24 protein-coding genes are annotated in these 25,251 nt (G+C 55.3%); 13 read left to right on the top strand and 11 right to left on the bottom strand.

Annotated features, from left to right (window positions below; translation table 11 throughout):
* Positions 1-113 precede the first annotated feature (113 nt).
* A complete protein-coding gene (locus tag AC5Q5A_RS06815) occupies positions 114-1,694 on the bottom strand; it encodes a DHA2 family efflux MFS transporter permease subunit (protein ID WP_493894770.1) in 1,581 nt (526 codons plus the stop codon).
* Positions 1,694-2,797, bottom strand: coding sequence for an HlyD family secretion protein (locus AC5Q5A_RS06820; protein ID WP_493894771.1), 1,104 nt, complete (start codon positions 2,795-2,797; stop codon positions 1,694-1,696). Before AC5Q5A_RS06820 ends, AC5Q5A_RS06815 begins: the two co-directional genes overlap by 1 nt.
* Positions 2,798-2,890: 93 nt before the next feature.
* Between AC5Q5A_RS06820 and AC5Q5A_RS06825 the strand changes: the two genes are divergently transcribed.
* Positions 2,891-3,532, top strand: coding sequence for a TetR/AcrR family transcriptional regulator (locus tag AC5Q5A_RS06825; protein WP_493894772.1), 642 nt, complete (start codon positions 2,891-2,893; stop codon positions 3,530-3,532).
* Positions 3,533-3,614: 82 nt separating this feature from the next.
* On the opposite strand, the gene AC5Q5A_RS06830 is transcribed toward AC5Q5A_RS06825, so the two are convergent.
* The gene (locus tag AC5Q5A_RS06830; RefSeq protein WP_167351223.1) at positions 3,615-3,788 is read right to left on the bottom strand and encodes a hypothetical protein; all 174 of its coding nucleotides are present in this window, start codon (positions 3,786-3,788) and stop codon (positions 3,615-3,617) included.
* Positions 3,789-4,207: 419 nt separating this feature from the next.
* On the opposite strand from AC5Q5A_RS06830, the gene AC5Q5A_RS06835 reads away from it, so the two are divergent.
* On the top strand, positions 4,208-5,422 hold the full coding sequence (locus AC5Q5A_RS06835) for an NADP-dependent isocitrate dehydrogenase (RefSeq protein WP_063087614.1): 1,215 nt from the start codon (positions 4,208-4,210) through the stop codon (positions 5,420-5,422).
* 195 nt (positions 5,423-5,617) lie between these two features.
* Here the strand turns inward: AC5Q5A_RS06835 and AC5Q5A_RS06840 are convergent, their stop codons facing one another.
* Entirely contained in the window at positions 5,618-6,559 is a 942-nt protein-coding gene (locus tag AC5Q5A_RS06840) for a hypothetical protein (protein WP_493894773.1), read from the bottom strand.
* Between the two features lie 200 nt (positions 6,560-6,759).
* Between AC5Q5A_RS06840 and AC5Q5A_RS06845 the strand changes: the two genes are divergently transcribed.
* From AC5Q5A_RS06845 to AC5Q5A_RS06855, 3 genes are all read left to right on the top strand, one after another.
* Entirely contained in the window at positions 6,760-7,284 is a 525-nt protein-coding gene (locus AC5Q5A_RS06845; protein WP_231959692.1) for a sigma-70 family RNA polymerase sigma factor, read from the top strand.
* A complete protein-coding gene (locus tag AC5Q5A_RS06850) occupies positions 7,281-8,066 on the top strand; it encodes an anti-sigma factor family protein (RefSeq protein WP_493894774.1) in 786 nt (261 codons plus the stop codon). The genes AC5Q5A_RS06845 and AC5Q5A_RS06850 overlap by 4 nt, the downstream gene beginning before the upstream one ends.
* Positions 8,067-8,185: 119 nt before the next feature.
* A complete protein-coding gene (locus AC5Q5A_RS06855) occupies positions 8,186-9,172 on the top strand; it encodes a hypothetical protein (protein WP_493894775.1) in 987 nt (328 codons plus the stop codon).
* Positions 9,173-9,289: 117 nt separating this feature from the next.
* On the opposite strand, the gene AC5Q5A_RS06860 is transcribed toward AC5Q5A_RS06855, so the two are convergent.
* The 7 genes from AC5Q5A_RS06860 to AC5Q5A_RS06890 form a co-directional block, all read right to left on the bottom strand.
* Positions 9,290-10,153, bottom strand: coding sequence for a pirin family protein (locus AC5Q5A_RS06860; protein ID WP_493894776.1), 864 nt, complete (start codon positions 10,151-10,153; stop codon positions 9,290-9,292).
* 176 nt (positions 10,154-10,329) lie between these two features.
* A complete protein-coding gene (gene wrbA, locus AC5Q5A_RS06865; protein ID WP_493894777.1) occupies positions 10,330-10,932 on the bottom strand; it encodes an NAD(P)H:quinone oxidoreductase in 603 nt (200 codons plus the stop codon).
* 120 nt (positions 10,933-11,052) lie between these two features.
* Positions 11,053-12,123 (bottom strand): glycerophosphodiester phosphodiesterase, encoded by a 1,071-nt coding sequence (gene glpQ, locus AC5Q5A_RS06870; protein WP_493894778.1) that lies wholly within the window; start codon positions 12,121-12,123, stop codon positions 11,053-11,055.
* A gap of 125 nt (positions 12,124-12,248) precedes the next feature.
* Positions 12,249-13,436: a vWA domain-containing protein gene (locus AC5Q5A_RS06875; RefSeq protein ID WP_493894779.1), complete on the bottom strand. Its 1,188-nt coding sequence runs from the start codon at positions 13,434-13,436 to the stop codon at positions 12,249-12,251.
* 5 nt (positions 13,437-13,441) lie between these two features.
* Complete coding sequence (locus AC5Q5A_RS06880; protein WP_493894780.1) at positions 13,442-14,290, bottom strand: AAA family ATPase; 849 nt, start codon at positions 14,288-14,290, stop codon at positions 13,442-13,444.
* Between the two features lie 82 nt (positions 14,291-14,372).
* Complete coding sequence (locus AC5Q5A_RS06885) at positions 14,373-15,368, bottom strand: helix-turn-helix transcriptional regulator (protein WP_493894781.1); 996 nt, start codon at positions 15,366-15,368, stop codon at positions 14,373-14,375.
* Between the two features lie 208 nt (positions 15,369-15,576).
* The gene (locus AC5Q5A_RS06890; RefSeq protein WP_493894782.1) at positions 15,577-16,200 is read right to left on the bottom strand and encodes a TetR/AcrR family transcriptional regulator; all 624 of its coding nucleotides are present in this window, start codon (positions 16,198-16,200) and stop codon (positions 15,577-15,579) included.
* Between the two features lie 141 nt (positions 16,201-16,341).
* On the opposite strand from AC5Q5A_RS06890, the gene AC5Q5A_RS06895 reads away from it, so the two are divergent.
* The 8 genes from AC5Q5A_RS06895 to AC5Q5A_RS06930 all read left to right on the top strand — a co-directional run bounded on the left by AC5Q5A_RS06895 (position 16,342) and on the right by AC5Q5A_RS06930 (position 25,194).
* On the top strand, positions 16,342-17,430 hold the full coding sequence (locus AC5Q5A_RS06895; RefSeq protein ID WP_493894783.1) for an ABC transporter substrate-binding protein: 1,089 nt from the start codon (positions 16,342-16,344) through the stop codon (positions 17,428-17,430).
* Between the two features lie 160 nt (positions 17,431-17,590).
* Positions 17,591-18,454: an ABC transporter permease gene (locus AC5Q5A_RS06900; protein ID WP_064782321.1), complete on the top strand. Its 864-nt coding sequence runs from the start codon at positions 17,591-17,593 to the stop codon at positions 18,452-18,454.
* Position 18,455: 1 nt separating this feature from the next.
* Positions 18,456-19,247: an ABC transporter permease gene (locus tag AC5Q5A_RS06905; protein WP_062955517.1), complete on the top strand. Its 792-nt coding sequence runs from the start codon at positions 18,456-18,458 to the stop codon at positions 19,245-19,247.
* Complete coding sequence (locus AC5Q5A_RS06910) at positions 19,244-20,356, top strand: ABC transporter ATP-binding protein (protein ID WP_493894784.1); 1,113 nt, start codon at positions 19,244-19,246, stop codon at positions 20,354-20,356. Before AC5Q5A_RS06905 ends, AC5Q5A_RS06910 begins: the two co-directional genes overlap by 4 nt.
* Positions 20,353-21,084: an MBL fold metallo-hydrolase gene (locus AC5Q5A_RS06915; RefSeq protein WP_493894785.1), complete on the top strand. Its 732-nt coding sequence runs from the start codon at positions 20,353-20,355 to the stop codon at positions 21,082-21,084. The genes AC5Q5A_RS06910 and AC5Q5A_RS06915 overlap by 4 nt, the downstream gene beginning before the upstream one ends.
* Before the next feature lie 78 nt (positions 21,085-21,162).
* Positions 21,163-22,587 (top strand): aldehyde dehydrogenase family protein, encoded by a 1,425-nt coding sequence (locus tag AC5Q5A_RS06920; RefSeq protein ID WP_493894786.1) that lies wholly within the window; start codon positions 21,163-21,165, stop codon positions 22,585-22,587.
* 203 nt (positions 22,588-22,790) lie between these two features.
* Positions 22,791-23,633 carry a tetratricopeptide repeat protein gene (locus AC5Q5A_RS06925; protein ID WP_493894787.1) on the top strand — a complete coding sequence of 281 codons (843 nt, stop codon included), beginning with the start codon at positions 22,791-22,793 and terminating at the stop codon, positions 23,631-23,633.
* 187 nt (positions 23,634-23,820) lie between these two features.
* Complete coding sequence (locus AC5Q5A_RS06930; protein ID WP_493894788.1) at positions 23,821-25,194, top strand: DUF2254 domain-containing protein; 1,374 nt, start codon at positions 23,821-23,823, stop codon at positions 25,192-25,194.
* Positions 25,195-25,251 lie beyond the last annotated feature (57 nt).

Here is a 25,251-nt window from a genome sequence, read left to right on the forward strand (position 1 = left end):
GCCCCTGCAATGCAGGGGCCGGTAAGGTCGCACGCAAGCATATGCTTGCCGGGGTCGGGGGGAACTGTGTGCGACCTTGTTCTTGTGTCCTTGGCGCGCCTTTTCAATAACCTTTAATGCGCGGCATCAACGCTTGGCTCAGCCCGGGGCGACTTGGCAAGTGGCAGCAAAAGGAAGGCAATCAGGAAGGCAGTCGCCATCGCCAGATAGACGTCATTAAATGAAATGATCGACGCCTCGCGGGTGACGATATTAACGATGGATTTCATCGCCGCGGCATGCGGATCGGCAAGACCCATCTGGCTAAACCGGGCCGTAAGGGTTGCAAGATACTCCTTGAACGCCGTACTGGCCGGGTTGATGTGATCTGACAGGATCGAGAAGTGATAATCGATCCGCTTATCAAGCAGCGTATTGATCGCCCCCATACCAATCGCCCCGCCAAGGTTCCGCATCAGGTTATAAAGCCCGCTGGCGTTTTTGATCTTTTCGGGTGGCAAGGTGCCCAGTGCCAGGTTGGTCACCGGCAACATGCAAAACATCAATGCCGCCCCACGCACGACCTGCGGCCAGATCAGCTCGTTAAACGAAACCTCGCTGGTGTTAAAACCGTGCATGGCAAGGCCGGTGGCAAACAACGCAAGCCCAATGCCCAGCACCACACGCGGCGGATATTTCGCCGTCATTTTCCCGGCAATCGGGGCAGACAGGAACTGACTGATCCCGGTCACCGCCATGACCACGCCGATTTCAAGGCTGTCATAGCCGCGCACCCGACCCAGCATCAGCGGCATCAGATAAACACTGCCATAAAGCCCGACACCCAGCGTAAAGCTGAACACGCAGCCCATGGTGAAGTTGCGATCGGCAAAGGATTTCAGATCCACAATCGGCTTGTCATAGGTAAACATCCGCCAGAAGAAATAAATCCCGGCAAGGGCGCATGTGATGGTGCCATAAATGATCGCAGTTTCATCAAACCAGTCATCCTTGGGCCCTTCATCAAGGACATATTCAAGGCTGCCCAGAAACACCGCCATCGACAAAAGACCGCGCAGATCAAATCCCTTAAGCAGGCCGATATCCCCGCGATCCACCCGCAAGGTCATGGCAACAACGGCGGCAATCATCAGTCCGGGAATAACGTTGATCAGAAACAGCCAGTGCCAGGACAGTGACTGGGTCAGAAACCCGCCAAGGGTTGGGCCGATGGTTGGCGCCATGGTGGCAATCAACCCGGTCATCACCGAGGCGGCATTGCGTTTATCAGGCGGGAAAATGATATAGGTCGTGGCAAACACGGTCGGGATCATCGCCCCGCCCAAAAAGCCCTGCATGGCGCGAAACCAGATCATGCTTTCAATCGACCAGGCAAAGGCGGACGCCACCGACATCACGGTAAAGCCAATTGCAGAAATCACGAACAGCCAACGCGTTGACATCAGGCGCGAAAGGAACCCCGAAAGCGGGATCATCACAACCTCGGCAATCAGATAACTGGTCTGAACCCAGCCGATCTCATCGGGGCTTGCCGATAATCCCGCCTGAATGTTTTCAAGCGAACTTGCAACAATCTGAATATCAAGGATCGCCAGAAACATGCCGACAACCATCGCCACCCAGCCAACAAACTGGGCGGTTTCCATCGGGCGCGTTTCGGATTGCGGCGCTGTTGTCGGGCTGACGGCTGCCATCAGTTAAGCTCCGAAAGTTCCGCCGTCGGGACGATCCCTTGCGCAAGACCAACACCGGCGACTTCTTCTTCGCCACTGGCATTGCGGGTATCCACATTGACCACCACCGACAGCCCCGGTCGCAATGCCTTGGCCCATTTGCTGTCATCAAGTTCGATCCGAACCGGTACACGCTGGGTAATTTTGGTGAAGTTTCCGGTGGCATTTTCCGGGGGCAGCAGACTGAATTGCGCACCGGTTGCCGGGGCAAAACTTGCAATATGGCCAACAATCTCGGCATCCGGGAAGGCATCAACTTCAACCGCAACCTTCTGCCCCGGTGCCATGTGGCTGATCTGGGTTTCCTTGAAATTGGCCACGATATAGTTACCCGGCAAAGGCACCAGCACCAAAAGCTGTTCACCCGGCTGGACCAATGCACCGGTCTGAACCGACCGATTGCCAACCACGCCATCAAACGGCGCAAAAATCCTGGTATCATCAAGCGCCTGTTGCGCCAGATCACGTGCGGCTTCGGCCTGTTTCACAGCCCGCTCAGCCTCGATCTTCTGGGCGCGCAAAACACCAAGACGGCCTTTTTCGACGGCCAATGTGGCGTTGGCCGCCGCAACCTCAGCCTTTGCGGTTTGGCGATCGGCCTTGGCGTAATCAAATTTCTGGCGGCTGGCTGCACCCTTTTTGACCAGATCGTCATAACGCTTGAAATCATCGCTGGTGCGTTCCAGTTCGACCCGCGCGATATCAACATTAGCCGCGGCCTGATTGATTGCGGCTTCCTGAAGGGTAATCTGTTGTTCCATGGTGCCGACGGCCGAGCGGCGTGCTTCAAGGGCCGCTTCGGCCTTGGCCAGTTCAAGGCGGAAGTCCTCATCGCGGATGGTCAGAAGCAAATCACCTTTGCGCACCGGCTGGTTTTCGGCCACCCGCAAATCGCCAACATAGCCTGACACCTTGGGCGATACGGCAACTTCGTCAGCCTGAAGATACGCGTTGTCGGTACTTTCATGGTACTGACCTTCGGTCACCCAATAGAACCCGTAATATCCACCGCCACCGATAATCGCCGCTGCGATCAGGGGCAGAATGATCTTTTTCACACTCATTGCCTGATTTTTCCTTTTGGTATTGATCAGTACCATTTGTCTATTTATGGTACTACTCAGTACCAAACGTCAAGTCCGGAATCGGAATCCCCTGTGCAAGACACCAAGAAGATTGATCCCAGAACCGTAAAACGCCGCGCAGCCATCATCGCAACGGCGCGGGAATTGTTTTGCGAACATGGGCTTGCCGGTACGACGCTCGAAATGATCACGGCCGAGGCCGGGGGATCACGCCGAACGATCTATGAGCTGTTTGGGAATAAGGATGGCGTGTTTGAAGCCGTCATCCGAGATTGCACGGGGCGAATCACATCGGTCATGAGCGACCTTGAAATGTCGGACTTGCCGCTCCGCGCGGCCCTGATCCATTACGGCGAAACGCTGATGACGCTTCTGACCATGCCCGACACCATCCGGTATATGCGCCTGTTTCTGGCCGAGGTGCCCCGCTTCCCGAAACTGGGAAAGGTCTTTTATGAAAGCGGACTGATGACGGGGCGTCGATACATTGCGTCTTACTTCGAACGCCAGATGACGGATGGTAACTTCCCCAAAGGCAATCCGTGGCAAGCTGCCGTGTTCTTTTCCAGCCTGATCAAGGCGGATTACGATATCCGGCAAATGTCCTATATCGATTGGGAACCGCAGGAAAAAGACCTGCGCAGCCATGTGATTGCGGCAGTCGATATGTTTCTGCGTGGCCACGGGCTCGATCCGGAAAAAATGACTTCCTGAGTTACCCGTTCAGGCCCGCAATCCATGCTGCGACTAGCACTGAACATCCCCTTGCCCGTTTGGCCCACCCAGACAAAGCAGGTTACGCAAACAAGGTCAACAGCCGCCAGGCAATCGGTCCCAGCATTGTCAGCACGCCGACCCACATCATCGCAACGCCCCAGTTGCGATCACGGTTGGTAAAGCCGAAACCAAGCAGGCAAAAGCCGACAACGCAGATGATCAGGACAATGATGTTTTCACTTGCCAAGTTCATGACAGTTCCCCTTTGATGGCGCCCCGGAAATCGGAGTCTCCCCCATCCACCGGCAATACGGTCACAATATCGGCTAACGGATCAAACGGTCATTGATCCGGATCAGAAAAATCAACTCTGCGAGGCCGATAGACAGTTTTTTCGAACTTCTCGTCAAATTCGCCTAAACGATCAGGATTATTGATCTTTTTGGCAACAAAAATCGCCAATTCACCTGATCGAAATGCCCGGATTTCCGGGTTTTGCGGCCCTCATCACATTGTTGTATTCCAGCCCTCTTTGATTTTCTGGTGGCTTCCTGTATGTTGCGGGCTCCCGACGCGGCCAGGGCGCTCCCTCGCGCGCCGGAAGACAGAGATTTAACCATCTTGAATGGCAGCCGCGCTGCATGTCGGCCGCGGCCAGCAAGGGAGTATTCTATGAGCAAGATTAAAGTTAAGAATCCAGTCGTCGAACTTGACGGCGATGAGATGACCCGGATCATCTGGGACTTCATCAAAAACAAACTGATCCTGCCGTATCTCGACATTGACCTGAAATATTACGATCTTTCGGTTCAGAAACGTGACGAGACCGACGACCAGATCACCATTGATGCAGCAAATGCCATCAAGGAACACCGCGTTGGTGTTAAATGCGCGACCATCACCCCCGATGAGCAGCGCGTTGAAGAATTCGGCCTGAAAAAGATGTGGAAGTCGCCGAACGGCACCATCCGTAACATCATTGGCGGCACCGTTTTCCGTCAGCCGATCATCTGCTCGAACGTTCCGCGTCTGGTGCCGGGTTGGACCCAGCCGATCGTTATCGGCCGTCACGCATTTGGTGACCAGTACCGTGCGACCGACTTCAAGGTTCCGGGCGCAGGCAAGCTGACCATCAAGTTCCAGCCGGCAGACGGCGGCGAGCCCATCGAACACGAAGTCTTCGACTTCCCGTCTTCGGGCGTTGCGATGTCGATGTACAACCTTGACGATTCCATCAAGGGCTTCGCACGTGCTTGCATGAACTATGGTCTGTCGCTCGGTTGGCCGGTTTACCTGTCGACCAAGAACACCATCATGAAAGCCTATGACGGCCGCTTCAAGGACCTGTTCGAAGAAGTCTTCCAGGAAGAATTCAAAGACAAGTTCGAAGCAGCTGGCATCACCTACGAACACCGCCTGATCGACGACATGGTTGCATGTGCGATGAAATGGAATGGTGGTTTCGTTTGGGCTTGTAAGAACTATGACGGCGACGTTCAGTCCGACACCGTTGCACAGGGCTTTGGCTCGCTCGGCCTGATGACCTCTGTTCTGATGACCCCGGATGGGCAGACCGTCGAAGCAGAAGCAGCCCACGGCACCGTGACCCGTCACTACCGTCAGCACCAGCAGGGCAAAGAAACCTCGACCAACCCGATTGCGTCGATCTTTGCTTGGTCCCAGGGCCTTAAGTATCGTGGTGAATTCGACGATACCCCGGAAGTCGTCAAGTTTGCTGAAACCCTTGAGAAAGTCTGCGTCGATACCGTCGAAGCCGGCTTCATGACCAAGGATCTGGCACTGCTGATCGGCCCGAACCAGAAATGGCTGACCACCAACCAGTTCCTCGACAAACTGGACGAAGGTCTGAAAGCTGCAATGGCCTGATCCATCTGATCAAGCGGCAGTTTGCCAATCAGAAAACCCCTGTCGGGAAACCGGCAGGGGTTTTCTTTTATCAAAACTGAAATCCGGAAAAAAAGAACCCCGCCGGCGGGGGGCCAGGCGGGGCTGCAAGTTGCTACGGCCCAGGCTCAGGCCGCGGCGGTCAAAGCAGGATCAGCTGCTTTGAACTGGGATGTCTTAAGCAGCAGTGTCATCAGTATCGGCGGTGTCACCACTATCTGCTCCGTCACCGGTGTCACCACCCGTGTCACCTGTATCTCCGGCGTCACCTGTCTCACCCGTGGTGTCGCCCGTATCTCCGGCATCACCCGTTTCACCTGTGGTGTCGCCCGTATCTCCAGTGTCACCGGTGTCTCCGGTATCACCTGTGTCGCCAGTATCACCCGTATCCCCGGTGTCACCGCCGGTATCACCGGTATCCGGCTCGCCATCATCTGGCGTATCACTGTCATCACCTGCGCCAGGCCCGGTCAGCTCTTTCCAGCCCTTGGTAATAATGTCGCGTTCGACATCCGGATCGACATCCGGACCGGTCGGCGCGCCAAACACCCGCTGGATCCCCGGCGGCAAAGCCCCAGCAAGCCCAGGTGCATTTGCAATACCCGGCGGCATGCCTTTTTCACCAGTGACACCTTCTCTTGCAGAGGATGCACCACGTCCAACGCCCCCGGCCTGCATACCCAGACCCTTGGCGTTGGAACGCGCGGCTGCACCTTTGCCTTGTGCTTCGGCACCATTACCTTTGCCGCCGCCATTGCCACCACCGGCGTTACCACTGTTCCCCGGGCCGTCCGGGCCGCTGCGGCCATTTCCGCCGCCATTGCCGCCACCGTTACCGCCGCCAGGGCCATCATTTCCGTTACCGCCACCGCCACCGGGGCCGCCATTGCCACCACCGTTGCCGCCGCCGTTACCACCACCGTTGCCGCCGCCGTTGCCATTACCGCCGCCGTTGCCGCCGCCATTACCCTTGCCTTGCGCAAAGGCACTTTTGCCTGCGACGTCAAACTGGGAAAGGTCAAGCGAGAGGGGCGTTACCACCAACGCAAAGGCGCCAAACCCGAGAATGCCCGCTGTCGTAATCCTGCTGCGCAGACTTTTCTTCTTAATGGTCAACATTGTCAGCTCCACTTCCTTAGCAGTGAATTTCGCGTTCATTTGACAGGACAACGCACGGAGTTCGAATTTTCTTCCCGGCTGTCGAAATTATTTTTCACAATATTTTTTTCGGGGCCGAGGGAAGAAACACCAAGGCCCCGTCGTTATATGTTCAACAAGACTGAAAAATTGCGCCTGCGATCATGAATGGGACGTCTGGTTTGGACACTGCTTTAAGACAAGAGCTTGCAGATCTTCTGCCGCGCGCATTGCGGTTTGCGCGATCGCTGACGCGCGATGCTGTCGCGGCAGAGGATCTGGTGCAAACGGCATATGCAAAGGCGGTTGAACGGATCGAACAGTTCGAGCAAGGCACACGGCTTGATAGCTGGCTGTACCGGATCATCCAGACAAGCTGGATTGACGAAAAACGCCGCGATCAGCGCCAAGGAAATGTGGTTTCGTTTGAAGATGCACGTGACAGTGCCGTTCCGGGCATAAATCACGGCGGCACCGACAGGATGTTTTTGCAGGCAGCACTTGCGTCCCTTGCCGAGGAACAGCGGGCCGCCCTGACACTGGTCCTGATCGAAGGATACAGCTATCGCGAAGCCGGCGACATTCTGGGCATCCCAGATGGCACGGTCATGAGCCGCGTCGCCAGAGCCAGAAGAACACTCGCCGCTCTGCATGATGATGACGGCGAGACAAGAGACCAAGACAGCATTTACAGAGGTTCGTCATGAGCAAACAACTTGAAGATCGCGACTACGTTTTGCTGTCTGCCTATATTGATGGCGAACTGGCCCCGACGGAATGTCGCGAGCTGGAAGACAGAATTGCCAAATGCCCGGCCATGACCCGTCAGTTCAACATCATGGCGGGACAATCGGTCGTTTTGCGCAATCAGTCTGAGCGCCTTCTGGCCGATCGGGTTTATCCCCAGCTGTCCCAGGACATCGAAGATATCCTTGATCAGAAAAAGACACCGACAAAACACTTCGTTACCAAAAGCGACGTCGACGCACGCCCGCGCACCGTTGCAAATAACAATACGCCGATCTGGACTGGAATTGGGGCGGCGGCTGCTGTCCTGCTGGCATTTGTTGGCGGCAACTGGTTTAACGAAAACGTCCGTGATGCGGCTGTTGGCACCCTGGCATCAAACGATGCACAAATGTTTTCGTATTCGCCGGTCAACAATCCTTTGCTTGATGAACAAATCAGCATGACGCTGGAAGAAACGCTGAGCGGCGATATTCGCCAGGTCTCGCTGGGGGCAACGGAAAACAGTGGCGGCACCATCAAGATTGAACCGCTCAGAACCTTCCGACAGGGGACGCGTTTCTGCCGGGAATATCATGTCACGTTCCCGGCTGACCGCCTTGAAAGTGGCCCTGACGGGTTCTTTGGCCGGGCTTGCCGCACAGAGGATGGCCAGTGGGAAACAGTTTACCGGCTGATCCCGGGCGTCGATCTGCCGGGCCTTGGCAGCTCTGATGACACACTGCCCAAACAAAAGCTTTAAGTAAATCGACAGCGATGAGGGGCTCCTCGTCGCTGTCGGTGTTTTTTCAACCGCAACAACCAAGCGATAAGAACCAGGACGTTATCGACCTGACAAAATGAATAAGCAGGATCAGAACAATGAATTTGCCGAACTACCAGCGCCCGTTTTTGGCGCTTTCTTGCGTTTTAAGCCTTTCATTGCTCGGAGCGTGCCAAACGCTTGAAAGTTTCGAAGATTCTTTAAACAGCCTCAATGACGGTCTGGGCGAATATGCCGAAAAGACCGAGAATACCGGCCCGACCCTTCCGCCCGCATCCTTGCCTGAATTCGGCCTTGGCGATGCCTTTGTCTATGATGGCGGACGCGCCATTTATGTCGCCGACATCAAGGGGGATCGGATCGTCTGGAATGGTGGCGGTGACTATCTTTTCGAAATGACCCGCGATTTCACCGGCCCGATCCTTGATTGGTCCTACACCGATGAAGAGGATCAGAAACGATCGGGTTCTACGATGCTCAAGGCTGGCTCGGAAAATATCTGGCCGTTGGAATATGGCGACCACGTTCGTATTTCGACCCGGTCATCCAATACCGATCCCGTCACCGGTGAAGTAAACGAATATGACCAATGGCTGACCTGCACGGTACCCGCAACCGAAACGGTCGAGGTGCCCGCAGGCGCGTTTGACACCTACGTTATCGAGTGTTCACGCTATTACAAACAATGGTGGATGCAGACAACCAAATGGTGGTACGCGCCGGAAATCGGCTTTTATGTCAAACGTGACCGTTCATGGAATTCCGGCGAAGATCACAGTGAAGAACTAGTGACATATGGCCCTGCCCCGGCAAAAATTGCAAAATCCGCACAGGACCTTTTGGCAAAAACTGTTCAGCAATCGCTTGAAACCAATAATTCCGGCGATGCGAAAACAGCATCCATCGGTGCGCTTGATATCGCGGTGACCCCGCTCAAGACAGTTCAAACCGATAAAGGTATCTGGTGCAGGACCTATCGTCAGGAACTCACCGCACGCAACCGTACCAGCAGCCAAATCAAATCGGCCTGTCGCACGGATGATGGCTGGGTACTTGAGGATGAGATCACCGACCCTGCCACCTGATATATGATGCGGGCCTAACACGGATGACGTAATCACATTCAAAAACGCCCTGACCATTCATGTGGCTCAGGGCGTTTTGCCAGATCGTCTATATCGTATTTTATCAGGTCTCTGGCGTCAGGACGCGGCCTTGCGAACAAAATTGCCACGCTGGTAATCGTCAAAGGCCTGCATCAGTTCCTGTTTGCTGCTCATGACAAACGGGCCATAGCGCACGACCTGTTCGTGGATCGGACGTGCGGCAATCACCAACATGCGACCACCATCGGCACCGCCTTTAAGGGTCACACCATCACCGTCTTTCAAAATTGCCAGATGATGGGTCGGGACATCTTTGCCGCCAACAACCGCATCGCCGATAAAGACATACACCACCGCCGTGTGCCCTTCGGGCAGCGGGACGGTGATTTCCGCACCGGCATCAAGTTTGGCATCAACAAAGACCGGGTCGGTCGAAATTCCGTTGATCGGGCCGGTTGCGCCATGCATCGATCCGGCCAGAAGGCGCAGCTGCGCACCATCCACCGGGGAGATTTCCGGCAGTTCATCGGGCTCCATATTCTGGTAGCGCGGATCGATCATCTTGTCCTTTGCCGGCAGATTGATCCAAAGCTGGAACCCCTGCAAAAGACCGTTTTCCTGTTCAGGTGTTTCGGAATGCACGATGCCGCTACCCGCCGTCATCCACTGTCCACCGCCCGAACGCAAAATGCCCTCGTTGCCCATGCTGTCTTGATGGCGCATCGCCCCTTCGACCATATAGGTCACGGTTTCAAAGCCGCGATGGGGATGTTCCGGGAAGCCTGCGATATATTCGTCCGGGTTATCGGTCGAAAGTGAATCAAGCATCAGGAACGGGTCAAGCATATCAAGCTGCGGCGTCCCGATAGACCGTCGCAGCGACACGCCCGCACCATCGGATGTATCCATCGCGCGCAAGACACGTTCAACACCGCGTGCATTTTTCACAGACTCAGACATTTCAAAACTCCTCTGCCTGTCGGCATTCTTGCCAGACACCATTTCATACCCCACATGGTCGCACAAAACTGTCGCCAAACAAGACCCAATCAGGCACCTGATTGTTTATCAAATCGCAACAAAAAAGGCAGCGCAGGAACCCTGCACTGCCTTGATCAGATCAGACGACTTGAAAATCAGCCTGCAAGTTTGGCGGCAAGTTCTGCCACGTGCTTGCCCTGGAATTTGGCGATATCAAGTTCGTTCTGGGAGGGTGTACGCGAACCATCGGCACCCGCAAGCGTACCGGCACCGTAAGGCGAACCACCGGTGATTTCGTCCATATTGGTCAGGCCAGCACAGCTGTAAGGCACCCCGACAATCACCATACCCTGATGAAGCAAGGTGGTATGGGTCGAGGTGATGGTGGTTTCATGACCACCATGCTGGGTACCGGTCGAGGTGAAGACAGAACCGATCTTGCCGATCAATTTTCCTTCGGCCCAAAGACCACCGGTCTGGTCAAGGAAGGTGCGCATCTGGCCTGGCATGTTGCCAAAGCGGGTTGGCACACCAAAGATGATCGCGTCATATTCCGGAAGGTCGGAAACCTCGGCAACCGGGGCAGCCTGATCAAGCTTGGCACCTGCGCCCTTTGCGATGTCTTCGGGCATGGTTTCAGGAACACGTTTGACATCAACATGCGTCCCGGAAACACCGCGTGCGCCCTCGGCAACGGCGTTGGCCATGGTTTCGATATGACCATACATCGAATAATAAAGTACCAGTACTTTCGCCACGTCATCCTCCTTGGTTGAATTTCGTCGGCTTGCATAGTGACTTAAGAATGCACCCCTGATAACGGCCAGCTTGGAAACAGTCTGTTCGTTATCGGATGCGAACCCGATCAGGCATCGGGATTAAGCATCTGGATTCCGGGCCAGATACTGCACGACCTGATCAGGGAAATCGGTGAAAATGCCATCAATTCCGGCATCATCAAAAATGGCCTTCAGCGCGATCTGCATATCACCCGCCCATTCCGGCAACTGATCAGCACGCAGGGTATAGGGATGAACCTTCAATTGCGCGCGCTGGGCAGCAATCAGGGTTGGCGTCATGATTGCCGTGCCATTCTCGCTCAAACCTTCAATAACTTGCGGCAACCACGGCCCGATACCCTCCACGACACTGGCCATCTCGGTGATGCCGTCGTCAGATTTCAGATAATCGTAATCGGTTCCCTCTGGCGCGCCCCAGCGGTTTTCACCGATAAGCTGCACCAGCTTGCCCTGATAGTTAAGCTCTTGGCGAATACGCTTGGTTTCAGACCAGTCAAAGCATTGCACAAAGGCATTTGAGTCCGGGTTATTATACCCCCACTTCTCCATCACCGCGATCACGGTTTTGGCGATGTCCTGGCTTTCCGCACGATGAAACGCCGGGTCCTTGATTTCCGGATAGATGCCAACATTACGCCCGGTGGAGTGGTTCAGCCCGCGGATCAGTTTAATCTCTTCTTCAAGGGTCGGGATCTTGAAGATGGCAAACTCAGCCGGAAAGCGGTCGGCATAGACCTGTTTTCCGGTATCGGCCTTGAACCGTTCGGTGACATTAAGTGTTTTAAGTTCGGCAAGGGTGAAATCAATCGCGTAATACCGCCCGTCTTCACGTTTGCGATCCGGGAATTTTTCCGCAACATCGGTGGTGGTATCAATGTGGATATCGTGCAGGACGACCGGAACACCGTCCTTGGACAGAACGACATCCTGTTCGATGAAATCCGCCCCCATGCCATAGGCCAATGCCTTGGCTGGCAGGGTATGTTCGGGCAAATAGCCCGACGCCCCGCGATGGGCGATCACCACCATTTCCTGATCAAGTGCCTGCGCATCGGCCGAATTGATCGCACCTGTCACAGGCATCAGCGTTGCGGCGGCAAGTCCGCCAATCGCCAGTACTGTCGACTTGATCATTTTGCGTATCAGCATCCCGGGTTTCCTTATCCAGTGTCCTTTTGTGATCAAGGACTATAGGCGCGGATTGGCAGCACAAAAACGCGTCACCGCGTCTAGGGTGCAATCTTCATGAAACTGTTACAGCAAAGAACGCGGGCCTAGCGGTTAAGTTCCCCGGTCATGCGATCAAGACCGTCAAGAGTCAGCGGAAACATCCGCCCTTCCATCAGCTTGTGCATGATCTGGATCGATTGATGATGACGCCACCAGTTTTCCGGTTGTGGATTGATCCAGGCGGCATGTTCGAAATGATCGAGCAATCGCTGCATCCACACAACACCGGCCTCGGCATTCCAGTGTTCCACCGCCCCGCCGGCATAGGTGATTTCATAGGGGCTCATGGTCGCATCGCCAACAATCACTAGCTTGTAATCCGCGCCATAGGTATTGATCACATCCCAGGTCGATACCTGTTCGTTCCAGCGCCGCGCGTTATCTTTCCAAAGCCCTTCATAGGGGCAATTGTGGAAGTAGTAATATTCAAGATGCTTGAATTCGGTTTTGACCGCCGAAAACAGTTCTTCACAGACCTTGATGTGATCATCCATTGAGCCGCCAACATCAAACAGCATCAACACCTTGACCGCGTTATGGCGTTCCGGGCGCATTTGAACATCAAGCCAGCCTTGGCGGGCAGTTGATGTAATCGTGCCCGGCAGATCGAGCTCATCCGCCGCCCCGGTCCTTGCCCATTTACGCAAACGTCGCAGGGCGACCTTGATATTACGCGTGCCGATTTCGACACTGTCATCAAGGTTCTTGAATTCGCGCTTGTCCCAAACCTTGACCGCGCGGCGATGGCGGGATTTATCCTGCCCGATCCGCACTCCTTCGGGGTTATAGCCATAAGCGCCAAACGGCGATGTCCCGGCCGTACCGATCCATTTATTGCCACCCTGATGACGGCCCTTTTGTTCTTCCAGACGCTGTTTAAGCGTCTCCATCAGTTTTTCCCAACCGCCAAGGGCTTCGATCTCGGCTTTTTCTTCCTCGGTCAGGAATTTCTCGGCAAGCTTGCGCAGCCACTCTTCGGGAATTTCGGTCTTCTCGACCTCATCCATGCCGTCAGTCAGGTCGATCACGCCTTTGAAATGCTCGGAAAAGACGCGATCGAACTTATCAAGATGGCGTTCATCCTTCACCAGCGCGGACCGCGCCAGATAATAGAAATCCTCCACCGAATATCCGGCCAGTCCCTTTTCCACCGCCTCAAGCAATGTCAAATATTCGCGCAGACTGACCGGCACGCGCGCATCTTTCAGCTTATAGAAAAAGCCGGTGAACATCGGGATTAACGCCCTTCGCGCCGTGCCATGAAGGCAAGCCGCTCAAACAGATGCACGTCCTGCTCGTTCTTAAGCAACGCACCATGCATCGGGGGCACGGCGGTTTTGGCATCCTTGGCACGAAGCGCCTCGGGCGGCAAGTCTTCGGCCATCAAAAGCTTCAACCAATCCAGAAGTTCAGAGGTTGAGGGCTTTTTCTTCAGGCCCGACACATCACGCATGTCGTAAAACAGGTTCAATGCCTCAGCCACCAGACGTTTCTGGATGCCGGGGTAATGCACCTCGATGATTTCAGCCATGGTGTCTGCATCCGGGAAGCGGATGTAGTGGAAGAAACAACGCCGCAAGAACGCGTCCGGCAATTCCTTTTCATTGTTTGAGGTGATGATCACAATCGGGCGGTTGATGGCTTTGACCATCTGCTGGGTCTCGTAAACGAAGAACTCCATCCGGTCGAGTTCCTGAAGCAGGTCATTGGGGAACTCGATATCAGCCTTGTCGATTTCATCAATCAGAAGGACGGGCGCTTCGCCGTCGGCTTCAAACGCTTCCCACAGCTTGCCCTTGACGATGTAATTGCCGATGTCATGGACACGCTCATCGCCCAATTGACTATCACGCAGGCGCGACACCGCATCATATTCATAAAGGCCCTGTTGGGCGCGCGTGGTGGATTTGATCGACCAGGTGATCAGTTTCTTACCAAGCGACTTTGCGATTTCCTCGGCCAGCACCGTCTTGCCGGTGCCCGGTTCGCCTTTGACCAGAAGTGGTCGCTGCAACGTGATCGCGGCATTGACCGCCACCATCAGATCTTCGGTCGCGACGTAATTTTCCGTACCCTGAAACTTCATTTTTGCCCTGCAACACAAGTTGACGTTCGCGTTAACCTAGGGCGTCCAACTGATTTGAGCAAGGGAACAAACACCGCACAGCTTATGTGCCATTGCGCTTGAGTGCCTGCGCAGGACTTTCGCCATACCAGTCGCGATAGGACCGTGAAAAGTTGCTGACATGGTTAAAGCCAACCGCTGCTGCGACCTGCTTGACAGTGAAATCACGCGACGCCAGCAACTCCCGGGCCCGCTCCATCCGCCTGGAGCGGATAAAGTCCGCACAGCTTTTGCCCGTCTCGTGCTTGAACAGGCTGTTAAGGCGGCTTTCCGTCATCCCACCCGCATCTGCCAACTGGGCAACCGAGACCGCGGCCGCCAGATCGCCAGTGATTTTGGCCATCGTGTCTTCGATCACCGTCTTTTCAAGAACGCTTGGTTCCGGCGTCTTTTCGCCATCGTGATGCAGCAGGCAATAGGCATCAATCATCTCGGCAAGAAACAGGGTTGATAAACCTTGAAGCTTGAACTTGCGCCCAACGCCGGTCGCTTGGGCGGAGAACATCGCACTGACGATGCTTCTGATCTTGTTGTTAAGCCCAAGCGCCCCGACTTCAATCACGCTTTGATCATCGGACAGATAGGGATCAAGTGGTGCTGGCAGATCATCGCCAAACTTGGCACGCAGCGCATCAAGCCCGATGGTAACCCCGGCATGGCGGATCACCTGTCCACTAGGCAGAAAATAGCGCGTCCCGGGCCGGTCGACGCGCATCATCAATCCAATCTCGGGCGACATGGTGTGTTTGCTGCCATCCGGGCAATCAAAATCAAGGTCGCCGAGAATATTGACAGATCCGGCAAGCCAGCCCGGCGGCAAAGCGTTTTGAACATCAAATCTGGAATCCTCGCGGACATTCAATTCCGCACGGTGCAAACAGATGCCGTTACCGAAATCGATCCGTTCCAGACGCCCGGTCACACCGGGCAATTCAAACAGTTCACCATCGGCAAGCCTGAGCTCACCGATACCGCCTGCGCTGTCCCGATCCGAAAACATGTCAAACGCGTCATCCGCGCTCTGACCGGTCTCCTGCATACTCTGCCCGTTCCACTATTTTTGCCTGACTGTCGATGCGATCATCCGCCGACGCGATCAACAGCATTTTGCCTTTGATATCATGGAATCAACGGGTTGTCTGTGACAGCGCGCACCTCAAGTCGAACTTCGCATGGCTGTACAAGCGTCTTGTCAGACGAATGATCGGGTGATCCGGGCGTTGTTTTCTGAGCCAGACTGGTAAGCTTCAGGCAGCATCACAAGACATCAGCAATGCCAGCGGGGCATTCTGCCGTGCCACGCTGGCCTTCAGGCCATCGACATCCATCTCTTCGTCTTTGACAAACTCGATGAACATCATGTTGACGTTGTTAAAGACAAGCTCGCCTGTGGCATCGCAGTCTACATCCTTGCGCACGGCACCGCGATCCTGCAAGGCGCGAATCAGATCGCAGACCTGTTTGGACAGACGATGATCAAGCGCTGTATAGCGTTGGGAAAACGGTGTTTCGGGCTGCGCAATCGACAGTGACATCGCCGTGCGCCACATCTCCTTGGACAGATATGTCAGGGAGTGGTCGTAATATTTGCCGATCAGTTCGGACAAGGCCGTGGCGACATCTTCATGTTCGCGCGCGATAATGGCATCCCCCGCTGCCAGCACTTCCTCGACTTCCATCGAGACCGTGGCCATCAGCATATCGCCCTTGTTTTTGAAGTAGTTATAGAACGTCCCGACAGACACACCGGCCATTTCGGCGATGTCTTCAATGCGCGCACTGTCATATCCGACTTTGCGAAACAGCGTCGTCGCCGCCTCGAGAATACGGCGGTTTTTATCGGCTTTCTTTTGGGCGCGCAGTCCTGACATTGTCACTCCGGAAAACTGAACGGGTTCAAAATTAACATTGACTCAAAAAATGAACGCGTTCAATATTTTTTCAACGGCGCTAGATAAGCGCCGAAAAACCCAATTCAAGGGAGGCCTCAACTATGAAATCAGGGAGAGCCTATGTCTCGTCACGTATCCACGGGGAAGACCCGCAACAAGTTTCTGAGTAGCACTGCGACCTTTATTCTGGGCGCCGTTGCCATGGCGCAAACCGCACAAGCAACCGAAGAATTGAATGCTTTGGTCTGGTGCGACCATACCGATCCGGCCTTGATCGAGCCGTTTGAGAAAGAACACGACGTCAAAGTCAATCTCAAGGAATATGAAGGCACCGGTGCCGGTCTTTCGATCATTGAGCAATCCCGTCCGGGCGACTGGGATGTGTTTGTAATTGATGGTGTTGATGTCCATCGCGCGGTCGAAATGGGCGTTCTGGCCGAAATCCCCGCCGATGCCCTGCCGACATCCGATATCTTCCCCGAAGTCGTGATGGCCGAAAACAACGTGGTGGATGGCAAAACCTATGCTGTCACCGAGAAGTTCGGCTACAACACCATTTCGTTCGATAAGACCAAGGTCGATCCCAAGGACATGGAAGACATGTCGGTGATCTGGTCGGACAAATATGCCGGCCGCATCGCGGTTTATGACTATTACCTGCCGGTGATCGGCCTTGTTGGCCTGGGTCTTGGCATTGATACGGCTGATCTTGGTGCGGACGATATGCCCGCGATCAAGGAAAAGCTGTTTGCGATGAAAAAGGTCTCCAAACAGGTTGGCGAAGTTGTTTCTTCCCAGACTGCGCTCGCAACCGGGGAAGTCGATATCCTTGTTGGTGGCGGTGAATGGATCACGGCGGTGCTGTCCGAAGAAAAGCCGAACCTCGATTGGATCATCCCCAAACAGGGTGGTCTTCGCTGGGCCCAGTCGATCGGGGTGATGAAGGATTCTGAAAAGCCTGACCTTGCGCTTAAGTTCGTTCAATACATCATGAGCCCCGAAGGCCAGGCGCGTCTTGCGACCTCGTCTTGTTATTGGGGGATGCCGGCCAACGCCAAGGCGGGCGAAAACCTGACCGACGCCCAGAAAGCAGCCCTTCGTTGGGATGATCAGGACGGATACCTCAAGAACTCGCAGCTTTACCCGATCCCGGATGCCGATCTCGATGCCGAGATGCAGGATGCCTGGGTCGAGATGCTCCAGCAGTAAGCAATCCCTTGTCTACTGCCACCTATCGATGTCCCGCTTTTTGCGGGGCATCGGTGCCAAACTTGCGGTAAGCTGACCCCAACGGCGCCCACCATCCCAAGCGAGTTACAAGCAACCATCCCCCCATCCAAGCGGGCCGGTTTGCTAAAAGGATACCGTTATGGCCACTGCCAGCCTTGAAACACGCGAAAATCGCCGCGCATGGGGCTTTGTAACCCCGGCCCTTCTGTGGACCGTCGCGTTTTTCGTTATTCCCTTTATCGTCATGGCCGCGATCAGCTTGGCGACCCGCAAGGGGCGCGAGATCGTCATGGCGTGGAATTTCGACAATTACATCGAATTCTTTGAAAAGGCCCATTTGCTTAAGGGGCTTTTTGTCTCGCTTGAAATCACCTTCACGGTAACGATCATTTCCGTGATCCTTGCCTATCCGCTGGCCTGGATCATTGCCGAACGCGTGCCGCAAAAATGGCAGCGTATGGCGCTGATCATGGCGATCTTACCCTTCTGGACAAGCTATGTGGTGCGGTCCTATTCCTGGCTTCTGGTGCTGGCGCAAAACGGCGTGATCAATAACACCCTGGTCTATCTGGGGGTGATTTCCGAACCGCTCGAACTGGCCAGCACACGAACCGCCACCGTCATCGGGTTTGTGCATTTCTTTGTCATGCTGTTGACGCTGACGATCTATGCCAATCTGGTGCAGATGCCGCCCAACTATCGCAGAGCTGCCGCCGATCTTGGTGCAAACGGGTTTCAGGTATTCTGGCATGTCGTGTTACCGCTAACATTGCCGGGCATTATGGTCGGTGCGTTCCTGACCTTTGTGCTCTGCATTGGCGATTACATCACCCCGCAGATCCTGGGCGGCAATAACGAACTCGCCCTGCCGCAAGTCATCATGCTGCAACTGGGCCGCCGCGCCGATTTCCCGATGGCCGCCACGCTTTCGATCATTCTGATGGTTGTGGTGACACTGGCCTATATTGCCTGTGCGCGCTGGCTCAAGATGGAGAGAACGTAAAATGATCTCTTCACGCTTTTCCAAACTGCTGTCCTGGTCCTATCTGGCGGCACTTTATGGCTTCATATTTTTGCCTGTGGCCGTGCTCGTCCTGTTTTCATTTCAGGATGGTCGCCTGCCGGTTCCACCGTTTAACGGCGCGACCCTTAAATGGTATGGCGAGGTCTTTTCTGACAGTCGCCTGATGTCGGCTCTGACGAACTCCTTGATGGTTGCCATCGGCTCGGCGACGGTCGCCTGCGTGCTTGGCTTCTGTGCGGCCTATGGGCTGGCGCGATTTGTCCTGCCGGCATCGCGCCTGCAACGCGGCCTTCTGATTGCACCGATGACGGTCAGTTACCTGATCATTGCGTTGGGCTTGCTGACCACCTTTAACTGGCTGGGTGTTTCGCTGTCGCTTTGGACGGTCGGGATCGGGCATGTGGTGATCAATCTGCCGCTGTGCTTTGCGATCATTTATGCCTCGATGGGGGATCATCAGAAAAACATCGAACGGGCTGCCCGCGATCTGGGTGCTGCCGAATGGCAGGTGATGACGCAGGTCTCCGCCCCGATGTTGATGCCATCGATCCTTGCGGCCTTTTTCCTGTCGGTGACGTTTAGCTGGGATGAATTCATCATCGCATTCCTGCTGTCGCGCTTTGACGTCACCCTGCCGGTTGAAATCTGGAGCATGCTGCGTTCGGGCCTGAACCCGAAAACCAACGCGGTCGGAAGCGTTGTCTTCCTTGTATCGGTTGCGCTGCTGCTTATTCTTGAATTGATTGTCTTTAGAAGGACGGCAAAGAAATGACCGCCCCTGTCTCCATTCGCAACGCCACCAAGACCTTTGGCGATTTCACCGCCCTTGACGCTGTCAGCCTTGAAATCGCGGCTGGCGAATTCATTGTCCTTCTGGGCCCGTCGGGCTGCGGCAAGACCACCTTGTTATCGCTTCTGGGCGGCTTCCTGTCGCCAACCAGCGGTACGATTGAAATCGACGGCAAGGATATGGGCGACGTTGCCCCCGCCAAACGTCCGACCACCACGATGTTTCAAGACTACGCCCTGTTCCCGCATATGAGCTTGCGCGACAACGTCGCCTTTGGGCTTAAGATGCGCAAGGTCGGCAAGGCCGAACGCCATGCAAAGGCCGAAGAACTGCTTGATATGGTCGGGCTCAAGACATCGGCGAACAAGAAACCGCATGAACTTTCCGGTGGCCAGCGCCAGCGCGTTGCCCTTGCCCGGGCACTTGCGGTTGAACCCGATGTTCTGTTGCTTGACGAGCCGCTCGGCGCGCTTGACCTCAAGCTTCGTCGTCAGATGCAGGATGAGCTCAAAGCCATTCAGAAGCGGGTTGGCACCACCTTTGTCCACGTCACCCACGATCAGGAAGAAGCGATGGCGATTGCCGATCGGATCGTGGTGATGAATGCCGGCAAAATTGAGGATGTCGGAAGCCCGGAAAGCATTTACATGCAGCCCAAAACGCTGTTCTCGGCAAGCTTCATGGGCGAAGTCAATTTCATCCCCGGCACGCTCGAAAGCGCGACCGAAACAACACTGACCATCAAGACACCGCTTGGCTCTGTCGAACTTCCAGCGTTTGACCACGCGGGCTTTGCCCCCGATACCCAGGTGACACTTGCCATCCGCCCTGAACACTTCCGGGCCAGCACCGGCACCGGACCGCGCGTCACACTTGGCAAGGCCAAGGTCGAAGACGGATCGTTCTTTGGCACCCATCATCGCGCCCACCTAAGCCCGCTTGATTATCCCGGCATGACGGTCACCGCCCATATGCCGCAATCAGCGATCATTGAACCGGGTGCGTGGGTGGAACTGACCCTTGATCCGGCTTCAGTCGTGCTGTTGCCCGGCCATCCGCCCCACCCGATACAAGAGAGTACCGCTTCATGAGTATGGACCGCGCCAAACCCGAAGACTGGTACAGTCTGAAAACCGTTGGCGATGACGTGACCTATATCGGCGAACCGTTCATCGAGGAATTTTACCGCTGCAACATCTGGCATGTCCGCGGGCGCGATGGCGACATGCTGGTTGATAGTGGCATGGGGGTTGTATCTCTGACCGAATGGGTGCCGCTTGTCACCGAACGGTCCGTTCAGGCGGTTGCCAGTCACACCCATTTTGATCATATCGGCTGCCACCACGAATTTGAAAACCGGGTGTGCCATCGCTGCGAGGCCGACCTGCTGGCTGCCCCGACGCGCAAGAACACGCTGGCTGATCCCTATGTCACGGATGAGATTTTCACCAAACTGCCGCCGCCTCCCTATGCCTCGACCACCTATGCGGTCAAGGCAGCACCGGCCACCCGGATTGTCGAAGATGGCGATGTGATTGATCTCGGTGATCGCCATTTCGAGGTCATTCACACACCGGGTCATTCGCCGGGCGGCATTGCCCTTTGGGAAAAAGCGACCGGCATCCTGTTTTCCGGGGACATTGTTTATGATGGACCTTTGATCGAAGACACTTATCATGCAAATGCAACCGACTATGTCCGATCCATGGAACGGCTTTATGATTTGCCGGTCCGGGTCGTGCATGGCGGGCATTTTGCCAGCTATGGCGGCGAACGCCATCGCGACATCATAAAAAGCTGGCTGAGGAAACGAACCTGAAAACCACGCCCCGAACGTCACCCGTGCCGGGCATCAATGCCAGGCAATGACACAACAAAACGATCAGGAAGGCTTCCAATGGATAACGCAGGCAAATTTTACATCAACGGCAAGTGGGTTGATCCGATTTCATCGGAAAAGATGGATGTGATCAATCCGGCCACCGAAGAAGTCATCACCCAAATCACGCTGGCCAGCGAAGAAGATGTCGACCTTGCGGTCGCCGCCGCCAAACGCGCCTTTGAAAGCTATAGCCAGACCACGCTTGAACAGCGCCTTGGCTGGCTTGAAAACCTGCTTGCGATCTATAAGCGCCGCTATGGCGAAGTCGCCGATACCATCACCAAGGAACTCGGCGCGCCGACGACCATGTCGCATGAACAGCAGGCCGCAGCCGGCACTGCCCACCTCGAAGATTTCATCGTCGCGCTGAAAAAACTCAAGACCGAGGAGACCCTTTATAACGGTGAGCATCTCTTACGCGAGCCGATCGGGGTTTGCGGCCTGATCACGCCATGGAACTGGCCGATCAACCAGATCGTGCTCAAAGTGGTACCGGCGTTGGCCGTTGGCTGCACCTGCGTTCTCAAGCCGTCAGAATTCACCCCGCTTAATGCCATGTTGTATGCCGAAATGATCCATGAGGCAGGCTTCCCGGCCGGTGCCTTTAACATGGTTCAGGGCGCAGGCCCGGTTGCCGGTGCGACCCTGTCACGTCATCCTGACATCACCATGATGTCCTTTACCGGATCGACCCGGGCGGGTAAGGCAATCACCAAGGACGCCTCGGAAAACATCAAACGCGTGACCCTCGAACTCGGTGGCAAGTCGCCAAACATCGTGTTTGACGATGTCGATATCGAAGATCGCATCGCCTGGAGCGTGAATGCCGTCTTCAATAACTCCGGCCAGACTTGTGATGCGCCCACCCGCATGCTGGTCCAGCGCTCGATCTATGACGAGGCCGTCAAGGTTGCCAAGCGCGTTGGCGAAGAAGCATCAGTTGGCGATCCGACCAAGGAAGGCAGCCATATTGGTCCGCTTGTCAGTCACATCCAGTTTGACCGGGTTCAGACCCTTATTCAGGCTGGCATCGACGAAGGTGCGACCCTTCTCGTCGGCGGTGCGGGCAAGCCCGATGACACCAATGAGGGCTACTTTGTCAAACCCACCATCTTTGCCGATGTGAACAACACTATGCGCATCGCACGCGAGGAAATCTTTGGCCCGGTGGTCTCGATGATCCCGTTTGACACCGAAGAAGAAGCCATCGCGATCGCCAATGACACACCTTATGGCCTGGCGGCCTACGTCCAGACCCCGGACGCCGAAAAGGCCGACCGCGTTGCCCGCAAGCTGCGCGCCGGCATGGTGTTGCTCAACGGCTCTTCCCCGATGGCGGGCAGCCCGTTTGGCGGCTACAAACAATCGGGCAACGGTCGCGAAGGCGGCCTGTTCGGCCTTGAAGACTTCATGGAAATCAAGATGATCCATAAGCTGTAAGGCACTGGCATCATGATCACACAAAGGCCCCGACACATTCCGGGGCCTTTGCTTTTTGGGGCTCACAACGGCAACAGGTCTGGCGTCATGAATTCGTTATGACATAGGGCTGGTAATGATCGGTTTGGGCATTATAATCCCATCGTTAATCGATAAATTCAGCGGTCCGGTCAACGGATTGCGATTGGATTGGGAGACCTCCTATGAATGCAATGTCCTTTTCTGATATGGGGCTTGCCGCCTTGAAGCAGCGACAGTATGACGCCGCAATCAACATGCTGCGCCAGGCACTTGGCGAAGATATGGATAACCTGGATGCCCGTTTCGGGCTGGCACGTGCGCTTCATGAAAAAGGTTCGGTCATCGAAGCAATCGGTGAGTATCGCACGGTGCTGCAATCTGATGGGGGTCATGAAGACTGCCTGCATCACATTGCACGCGCATTGCTCGAAAACGGTGACGCACGTAGCGCACTCAACCACATTGATATCGTGCTGCGCGCCAAACCGACTGATCCGGAAATGCTGACCTTGCGCGGGCAGGCATTGATCGCACTCGAACGCTATGACGCCGCCCTTTCGGCCCTGCAAACTGCCGCCCACCACAGTCCGGGATCAGAAAGCATCCACCGTCTGATCGCCACATGCCATCGCGCCAACGAGGATTTTGAAAGCGAACGGCGTGCGGTTGAACAGCTGCTTCGGATCAATCCGTCCTCGCTTGCTGCATCAAACGATTTGGGTGTGATCAATCTGCGTGAAGGCCATCTGATCGCGGCCTTTGAGGCGTTTGAACAAATCCTGTCCCAGGATGCCAACCATCCGCAGGCAACGCTTAATCGCGCCATTGCCCTGACCGTTATGGGCGGGATGGATCATGACGCGATCTGGAACCGGGTGATGGAAGTCTGCGACGAGATCGATGACCTTGACGACATCCGGGCGGCCGCCGATCAACTGGCAAAGCTGCCCGACACCGCGCGCAAGGGCACGCCCAAGGCAGAAGCCCTGATCGGCAAAGCAGCCATCGAACAAGTCGATATCTGATAAGTCTGCCCTGCCTTTCTGCGCGCGTTTCCTCATTGCTTGCGCATTTAAAATCCCCTTTGCTGACAGCAAAACAGATCAGGCGGGAACTGCATGCGCTGATCGGCGTTTAATCATATGATGTCCATGCGTTTTCCCCCGATCCGGGTCACGCGACACTCTTTGACCCGAAAGGGGATTTTGCATCATGGTTCAACGCCTGATCCGCGTTTGGGAATTTCTGACCTATAGCCTGTGGGTATCGCCTTTGCTTTTTGCACTGGGCGGTGCGGCCTTTGCGGTTGGCATTATGGCAGCCCCCCAGGATATCCTGCGCGACATGTTTCCCAGCCTGTTGCCCGGGTTCAATGAAATCCAGGCGGTGCGCGGGTTGCTTGAAACCCTGTTGGCCACACTGGTCACCCTGACGACCTTTGCCCTGTCGATCACGATGGTGGTTCTCACCCTTGCCGCCGGGTCACTTGGACCGCGCATGATCCGCAACTTCATGGGCGATAACAAAACCCAGAACGCGCTGGGCACTTTTGTTGGCAGCATCCTGTTTTTGATCACCTCCCTTATGCTGATGGGCGAGAAACCGGATTCTGCCCCGGTGCCGCATCTGGCTGTGACGGTCGGTATTGCGCTGTTTGTCATCAGCGTTTTTGTCCTGATCCTGTTTGTCCACCACCTTGGCCGGTCGATCGTTGCCGACGAGGTCATTCAGCGTGTTGGCAAAAATCTTGAGGAAACCATTCAATCGGCCAGCAACACCCTGACCGATCCGATCAAGGCCGCCGAACGCGCCCAGACAACCCTGCCCGACCCGCAGGACATCCCCCGCGATCAGGCCATTTGCGTCGCGTCTTCGGGATATGTGCAGGGCGTGGATTATGAAAAAATTTGTGAAATCGCCAAACAGACCGATACACGTATTTCACTTGTGATCCGTGCAGGCCAACACGTGCTGATCGGTGATATTGTCGGACGTATCGTCCCTTTGAAGGATGACGTCTCCAAACAGGCACAAGACAATATCGAACAATGCCACGCTGATATTCTTGAGGCGATCATGATCGGATCGCACCGCACGGCCATGCTCGATGTCGAATTTGCCCTGCGCCAACTGGTCGAAGTTGCTCTGCGCGCCCTGTCACCGGGCATCAATGACCCGTTCACGGCCATTGCCGCGATCTATCGTCTGGGGGACGCCCTTCCACATGCCATGCAGTTTCGCTATCCGGTCGGGATCTGGCGCGATGATGACAATGAAGTTCGCCTCCATGCCCTGATGTCCGATTTTGGCGGCATGTTGGGGGCGGCCTATGACCAGATCCGCCAGTCTGCGACCGCAAAGCCGGATGTGTTGTTGCCGATGGCTGAAATCCTTGAAAGCCTGATGCGACTGGCAGAGACCGATCATCAACGCGAAGTGCTGCGCACCCACGCCCGCATGATCGCCAATGCCGCGGAGCGCGACATCCCCGAAGAAAACGACCGTAAAACCGTTGTTCGGGCGGCTACGCGGGTCTTGCATCATCAGAAACCGGTCAAAAATTCTGCGTTCGAAGAAGACGCATAACAAACAAACGCGGCACCAACCGATATCATCAGACAAAAGAAAAGGGCCACGTTCGGG

Source organism: Thalassospira sp. CA1 (genome assembly GCF_059052855.1).